This window comes from Trebonia sp., from assembly GCF_049794275.1.
Classification (GTDB): Bacteria; Actinomycetota; Actinomycetes; order Streptosporangiales; family Streptosporangiaceae; genus Trebonia.
In genome coordinates this window covers 1-6,176 of record NZ_JBARCR010000745.1, presented here as the reverse complement: position 1 = coordinate 6,176, position 6,176 = coordinate 1, and the positions used below count along the sequence as shown (strand labels likewise).

At 69.1% G+C, this 6,176-nt stretch carries 6 protein-coding genes; 3 read left to right on the top strand and 3 right to left on the bottom strand.

The window, feature by feature from the left end:
• Together lnt and WA805_RS19600 are read left to right on the top strand one after the other, a co-directional pair.
• Positions 1–1,004 (top strand): apolipoprotein N-acyltransferase (gene lnt / locus WA805_RS19605; RefSeq protein WP_425243056.1); only part of this gene is annotated, 1,004 nt, incomplete at its 5' end.
• A 40-nt stretch (positions 1,005–1,044) separates the two neighbouring features.
• Positions 1,045–2,331, top strand: coding sequence for an Ig-like domain-containing protein (locus tag WA805_RS19600; RefSeq protein WP_425243055.1), 1,287 nt, complete (start codon positions 1,045–1,047; stop codon positions 2,329–2,331).
• Positions 2,332–2,393: 62 nt separating this feature from the next.
• On the opposite strand, the gene WA805_RS19595 is transcribed toward WA805_RS19600, so the two are convergent.
• Together WA805_RS19595 and WA805_RS19590 are read right to left on the bottom strand one after the other, a co-directional pair.
• The gene (locus tag WA805_RS19595) at positions 2,394–2,609 is read right to left on the bottom strand and encodes a hypothetical protein (protein ID WP_422274026.1); all 216 of its coding nucleotides are present in this window, start codon (positions 2,607–2,609) and stop codon (positions 2,394–2,396) included.
• Between the two features lie 114 nt (positions 2,610–2,723).
• Entirely contained in the window at positions 2,724–3,908 is a 1,185-nt protein-coding gene (locus WA805_RS19590; protein ID WP_422274024.1) for a thiolase family protein, read from the bottom strand.
• Between the two features lie 511 nt (positions 3,909–4,419).
• Here WA805_RS19590 and WA805_RS19585 point away from each other — a divergent pair.
• The gene (locus WA805_RS19585) at positions 4,420–5,685 is read left to right on the top strand and encodes a L,D-transpeptidase family protein (RefSeq protein ID WP_422290435.1); all 1,266 of its coding nucleotides are present in this window, start codon (positions 4,420–4,422) and stop codon (positions 5,683–5,685) included.
• Between the two features lie 6 nt (positions 5,686–5,691).
• Here WA805_RS19585 and WA805_RS19580 read toward each other — a convergent pair.
• Positions 5,692–6,176: TIGR04282 family arsenosugar biosynthesis glycosyltransferase (locus WA805_RS19580; protein ID WP_425243054.1), on the bottom strand; the 485-nt coding region annotated here is incomplete at its 5' end.

Genomic DNA, 6,176 nt, shown 5'->3' with positions numbered 1-6,176 from the left:
CCGTGCTGGCAACACTGGCGCTGGCCGGCACCGCGGGCCTCGCCATCCTGCCCGCCGCGCTCCCCCTCGACCCGGTGCCGGCCGGCGCCGAGACCACCGTGGTAGCCGCCATCCAGGGCAACGTCCCGCGGGCGCGGGCAAGCCTGGCCGATCAGGTCAGCGATTACCAGACGGTCACGCAAAACCACGTGGCCGCCACCGACAAGCTGGCGCAGGAGGTCAGCGACGGCAAGCTGCCGAAACCCGACCTGGTGATCTGGCCGGAGAACTCCACCGAGATCGACCCCACCGTCTACCCGCCGGTCTACGATCAGATCGCCAGCGCGGCGAAGGCCATCGGCACGCCGATCCTGGTCGGCGCAAACCTGCAGAACCCCCAGCGCAACGCCGGAGTGCTCTGGCTGCCCGGTACCGGGCCTGAGCCGCACTACTACGTCAAGCGCCAGCTTGTTCCGTTCGGCGAGTACATCCCGTTCCGGAGCATCATCAGCAAGATCACGTCGCTGACCCAGTTGCAGCCGGTGGACTACACGCCCGGCCGCTCCAACTACGTGTTCCACCTCGGGCAGATCCGGCTCGGCGACGTTATCTGCTACGAAGTCGGCTTCGACAACCTCGTGCGGTCCGACGTTCAGGACGGCGCGAACCTGCTCAGCATGCAGACCAACGACGCCACGTTCGAGCGCGACGGGCAGACCGGGGAGACCGGCCAGCAGCTCGCCATGGCGCGGATCCGCGCCGTCGAGCACGACCGCGCCGTGGTCGTCGCGTCCACCACCGGGTACAGCGCGATCATCGCGCCCGACGGGCAGCTGATCACCAGCAGCGGCACCTGGCAGCAGGCGGAGCTCGAGGCGCGGGTGCCGCTGGTCAGCTATACGACGCTGGCCGACCGGGTGGGCCCGTGGCCGGAGTACGCGATCGTGGTGCTCACCGTCGCTGCTCTCGCGTACGCCGCGATTCGGCAACAGGCCAGCCGGCGCAGGACAACGCCGGTAAACTGACCATCCCTCAGGAGTCACCTCGAGAGAGGATGGACCCAGCGTGCGACGGCGCCTTCCAGCAGCGGCACTCGCCGCGGCCGTCTGCCTGCTCGCCGCGGCGTGCCAGAGCAGCACCCCTGCAGCGATCCAGCTCAACCCCACTTCGGTCGCCCCCAAGTCGGCGCAGGCGGCCGCGAAATACCTCGCGATCACCCCGGCCCCAGGGACCAAGGACGCGAACCCGGCGGACGGCATCACGGTCAGCGCGCGGAACGGCGGCAAGCTCGGCAACGTCAGCGTGCACACCAGCGGCGGCGCGGTGACCGGCTCGCTGAGCGGCGGCGGCGACCACTGGCACAGCACGTGGACGCTGGACACCGGCCAGTCCTACACGGTGACCGCCACCGGCACCGATGCGCAGGGTCACCCGGTCACCTCCACTAGCACGTTCACCACGCTGACCCCGTCGACCGCCTTCCACACCTCGATCTACGAGGGCCAGGGCGCGACCTACGGCGTGGGCATGCCGATCATGCTGTCGTTCGACCACCCGATCACCAACAAGGCCGCAGTCGAGCGGTCACTGCAGGTCACCACCTCCAAGCCCGTCATCGGCGCGTGGTACTGGGACGGCAGCCAGGAACTGTACTTCCGGCCGCGCGACTACTGGCCGGCCTACACGACGGTCAGCTTCACCGGCCACCTCAACGGCGTCGAAGGCGCTCCTGGTGTGTACGGCGTGCACGACCTGACCCAGACGTTCAGCATCGGGCAGTCGGTGATCGCGGTGGCCAGCACCACGGATTACCACACGCTGATCTACGTCGGCGGCCAAGTCCAGTACAACTGGCCGATCAGCACCGGCCGGACCACGATGCCGACCCCTGACGGCACGTACCTGACCGTGGAAAAGGGCAACCCCGTGCGGATGATCGGGGGCACAAAGGGCACCGCTGGCTACTACAACGAGCTGGTCAACTGGGCGGTGCGGTTCACCTACAGCGGCGACTACTACCATTCGGCCCCCTGGTCGGTCGTCGACCAGGGCACCACGAACGTGAGCCACGGCTGCGTGAACCTGCCGCCGGAGGACGCCCAGATCTACTACAACATGGCGATCCCCGGCGACCCGATCACGATCACCAACAGCCCGAAGGGCGGCAACTGGGACGACGGCTGGACCCAGTGGTTCCTCGGCTGGAGCCAGTTCCTGCAGGGCAGCGCCACGCACATGGCGGTTGAGGCGGGCCCGTCAGGCAGCAAGTTCGTCAGCCCGTCGTCGCTTCCCGCGGATACGGCCACGGCTCCGGTAGGTACCTCCACCGCTGGGAACTACTTCGCCGGCTAAGGGAGTCACCACGGGCCCGTTCGGGAAAATGAAATCCCTATTCAGAACGTAAGCGGCCGGCTCTACGGACGCGGCGTGCTCGTGACGGTGCCGGACGTCGTCTGCTGATTGACATGCGCGGTCGGCGTACCGGAAGAAACGGCCAGGATGACCCCGAGGGTGAGCGCCAGTGCGATCGGAATGAGCAGCGGCGCGGCGGCGCGGGCTGTCCTCCGGCGCCGGGTGCGGCGTCGAGCTTCGCTCGCCCGGTTGCCGAAGCCCCCCTCGATCAGCGTCACGCTGCCCACCTCCGCTCGGCCAGGTGTCTGAGCAGACAGACTAACGCCGTTATGCAACGGTTATCTACCGGATAGCGAAACTTGTCAAAATGGCCGTACTTGTCAAAATGGCCGTCAGGGAGCTTCCCAGAGGGTCGCGATGCCCTGGCCGACGCCGATGCACATCGCGGCGGCGCCCCGCACCGCCTCGCGGCGGCGCATCTCGTGCAGCAGCGTGGTGACGATCCGCGCGCCGGAACAGCCGAGCGGGTGCCCGATCGCGATCGCGCCGCCGTTCACGTTGACCCTCTCCGGGTCGAGCTTGAGCTCGTCGACGCAGGCGACCGACTGGGCGGCGAACGCCTCGTTGAGCTCGACGAGCTCCAGGTCCTCGATCCGCCAGCCAACCCGGCCCAGCGCACGGTTCATCGCGGGCACCGGCCCGATGCCCATGTAGTCCGGGTGCACGCCTGCCGCGGCGGCGCCGGCGTAGCGGGCGAGCGGGGTGAGCCCGGCGCGGTCGACGGCCTCCTCGGACATGAGCAGCAGGGCAGCGCCGCCGTCGTTCAGCGGGGAGGAGTTCCCGCCGGTCACCGTGCCGCCCTTGCGGAACACGGGCTTCTTGGCGGCGAGCTCCTCGAGCGTGATGTCCGCCTTGATGCCCTCGTCGGAGGTGACCTCGCCCTTGCCGGTGGTGACCGGGACGACCTCGCTGCCGAACCGGCCCGCGTCGCGGGCGGCGGCGGCGCGGTGATGGCTGCGCAGCGCCCACTCGTCTTGCCGCTCGCGGGTGATGCCGTACTTGTCCGCCACGTTCTCCGCGGTCTCGCCGAGGGTGACCGGCGGGTACATCTCCTGCATCTTCGGGCTGACCAGGCGCCAGCCGAGCCTCGTGTCGGCGAGGTCGAGGGACCTCGGGTACGGGTCGGCGGTCCGCGCGATCACGAACGGCGCGCGGGTCATCGACTCGGTGCCGCCCGCCACGCAGATGTCGGCGTCGCCCGCGGCGATCGCCCGCGCGGCATCGGCGACCGCCTCCATGCCTGAACCGCACAGCCGGTTCACCGTGGCGCCGGGGACCTCCACCGGCAGCCCGGCGAGCAGCACGGCCATCCGCGCGACGTTCCTGTTGTCCTCGCCGGCCTGGTTCGCCGCGCCCCAGTAGACGTCGTCGATGGCGGCCGGGTCGACGGCGGGGTTGCGGTCGAGCAGGGCCTTCAGGACGCCGGCGGCCAGGTGGTCGGGGCGGACCTCGGCCAGCGATCCCTTCACCTTGCCGATGGGCGTACGGCAGGCATCCACTACGAATACCGAGCTCACGCTGACCTACCTCTTCCGGTGGCGACCCTCGTCCGTTCCACCATAAGCCACGGCGCGGTGAGCATTAATTCCACCTCCGTGTCCGCTGTCACGCTCCGAAGGATTACGTTGGACCAGCTAGACCGGCGCTAACTGTGGAATGTCGACGTCTTTCTCTGAGCCCTTTCTCACTTATTTCTGAGAAAACCATTGCCTACTTGGATCGTGACTTACTTGTGCCGAGGGTGCTGCGCGTTCACTGAACACTTTTTCTCCGTCGTCCAGCCGGCGCGGCGCTGGCCCGGATCGGCCTGCGCCCGCGAAAATTGCTGCGGACCGTGGCAACTTTTCCGCCTGTACCGGCGTCTTTTAGTTTGGCGGGCCGTGATGGAAGTTTCCCGTTTGACAGCTGTTGCGCCTAGACTCTGATCGGCCGTCAACGAACTGAACAGCGATGCGATCCACGTCCCGTGAGCGCGTCGCACGCGCCGCCTGACCATTGGCCTGAAGAACTGTCGAGGAGACCGTAACTGTGTCGTTCTTGGGGAGCGTGGGCCAGGGCAGCGTGGCGCTGTTCCGGCACCGGGGAATAGCAGCGACTGCGGGCGCGGCCGTGCTGGTCCTGATCGCCGGCGGGACGTTCGCCGCCGTTTCTTCTCAGCGGGTCGGTCACGACTCGCTGGCCAACGCCAGCGACAGCAAGCAGCTGACCGGGACGTCGAATGAGCCGCGCAAAGTCGCGGGGCCGCCCGCCGCGCTGCTCCGGGTCGTCTCCGTGACCCCGGCCGGCGGCACACACGGCGCCAATGGCGGCGCACCGGTCACGGTGACGTTCTCGTCCGCGCTCGCGCCGAACTCGCCGCTCCCCACGCTCTCCCCGAAGATCTCCGGGAGCTGGCAGGTGGCCGGCGACACGGCGACGTTCACCCCCTCCTACGGCTTCCTGCCGGGGACGAACGTCACCGTGCGCATCCCCGGCGGCAACGGCGGCGTGCAGGGAGCGGCCGCCGCGACCGGGACGCTGAAGACGTCGCAGAGCGTCAGCTTCACCACCGGCTCGTTCTCCACGCTCCGGATGCAGCAGGTGCTGGCGCAGCTCGGCTACCTGCCGCTCGACTGGGCGCCGGACGGAAGCACTGCGTCGCCGGCGGTGCCCGCCAGAGAGCCGACGGTGCCCGCCGGAGACCTGAACGCGCAGGTGTCGGCGGCCTACGCGCCGCCGTCCGGCACGTTCAGCTTCCAGCCGGGATACCCGGGCCGACTGACCGACCAGTGGCGGACAGGTTCCGACAACATGCTCGACCAGGGCGCGATCAGGGCGTTCCAGTACAACCAGGGGCTCACGATGGACGGGGTAGCGGGCCCGCAGTTCTGGTCCTACCTGCTCAAGGCCGCGGCCCACGACCAGCGCAACCCCAACGGGTACAGCTACGCGCTCGCGACGCAGGGGTCCTCGAACGAGTCCCTGCAGGTCTGGCACAACGGCAACCGGATCCTGAACACCCCAGTGAACACCGGCATCCCGCAGTCCCCGACCGCCGACGGCACGTTCCCTGTCTACGAGCGCCTGCAGTTCCAGATCATGAAGGGCACGAACCCGGACGGGTCGAAGTACGCCGACCCCGTGAGCTGGATCGCCTACTTCAACGGCGGCGACGCGGTGCACGGCTTCTACCGGTACAGCTACGGCTGGTACCAGAGCCTCGGCTGCGTGGAGCTGCCGCCGACGACGGCACAGTACATCTGGCCGTACCTGACCTACGGCACGCTAGTGACCGTCCAGGGACCGGTGGCCTGAAGCTGCCTAACGCGGGGGCCGGATCCCGGCCGGCGCTAGCCCGGCCATCGCGAGGTCGAACGCCGCCGCGAAGCGGGAACCCGGGATCGCGGCGGCGACCAGCTCGGCTTCCCTGACGGTGTCCACGTCGGTCAGCTCGGGCATCATGGCCACCCGCAGGCCGGCCGACGTCAGCCTGTCGAGCTGATGCCGGCCGGTGTCCTGGCGGGACATCGGCACCCCGGCTAGCAGCGACCGGTCCGGCTTGCGCAGGCCGAGGAGCCAGAACCCTCCGTCGGCCGCCGGGCCGAACACCGCGTCAGCCTCCCCGCAGGCCAGCGCCTGCGCGGCGTCCGTGAGCAGGCCAGGGGTGACCTGCGGGGTGTCCATCCCGATCAGCACCATGGGCACCGGCAGCCGGGCGTGAGTATCCGCGAACGCGGCCGCCAGCCGCTCGTCGAGCCCGCCGCCGCGCTGCCCGATCACGTCGAACCCGGCCGGCAGCCAGTCCC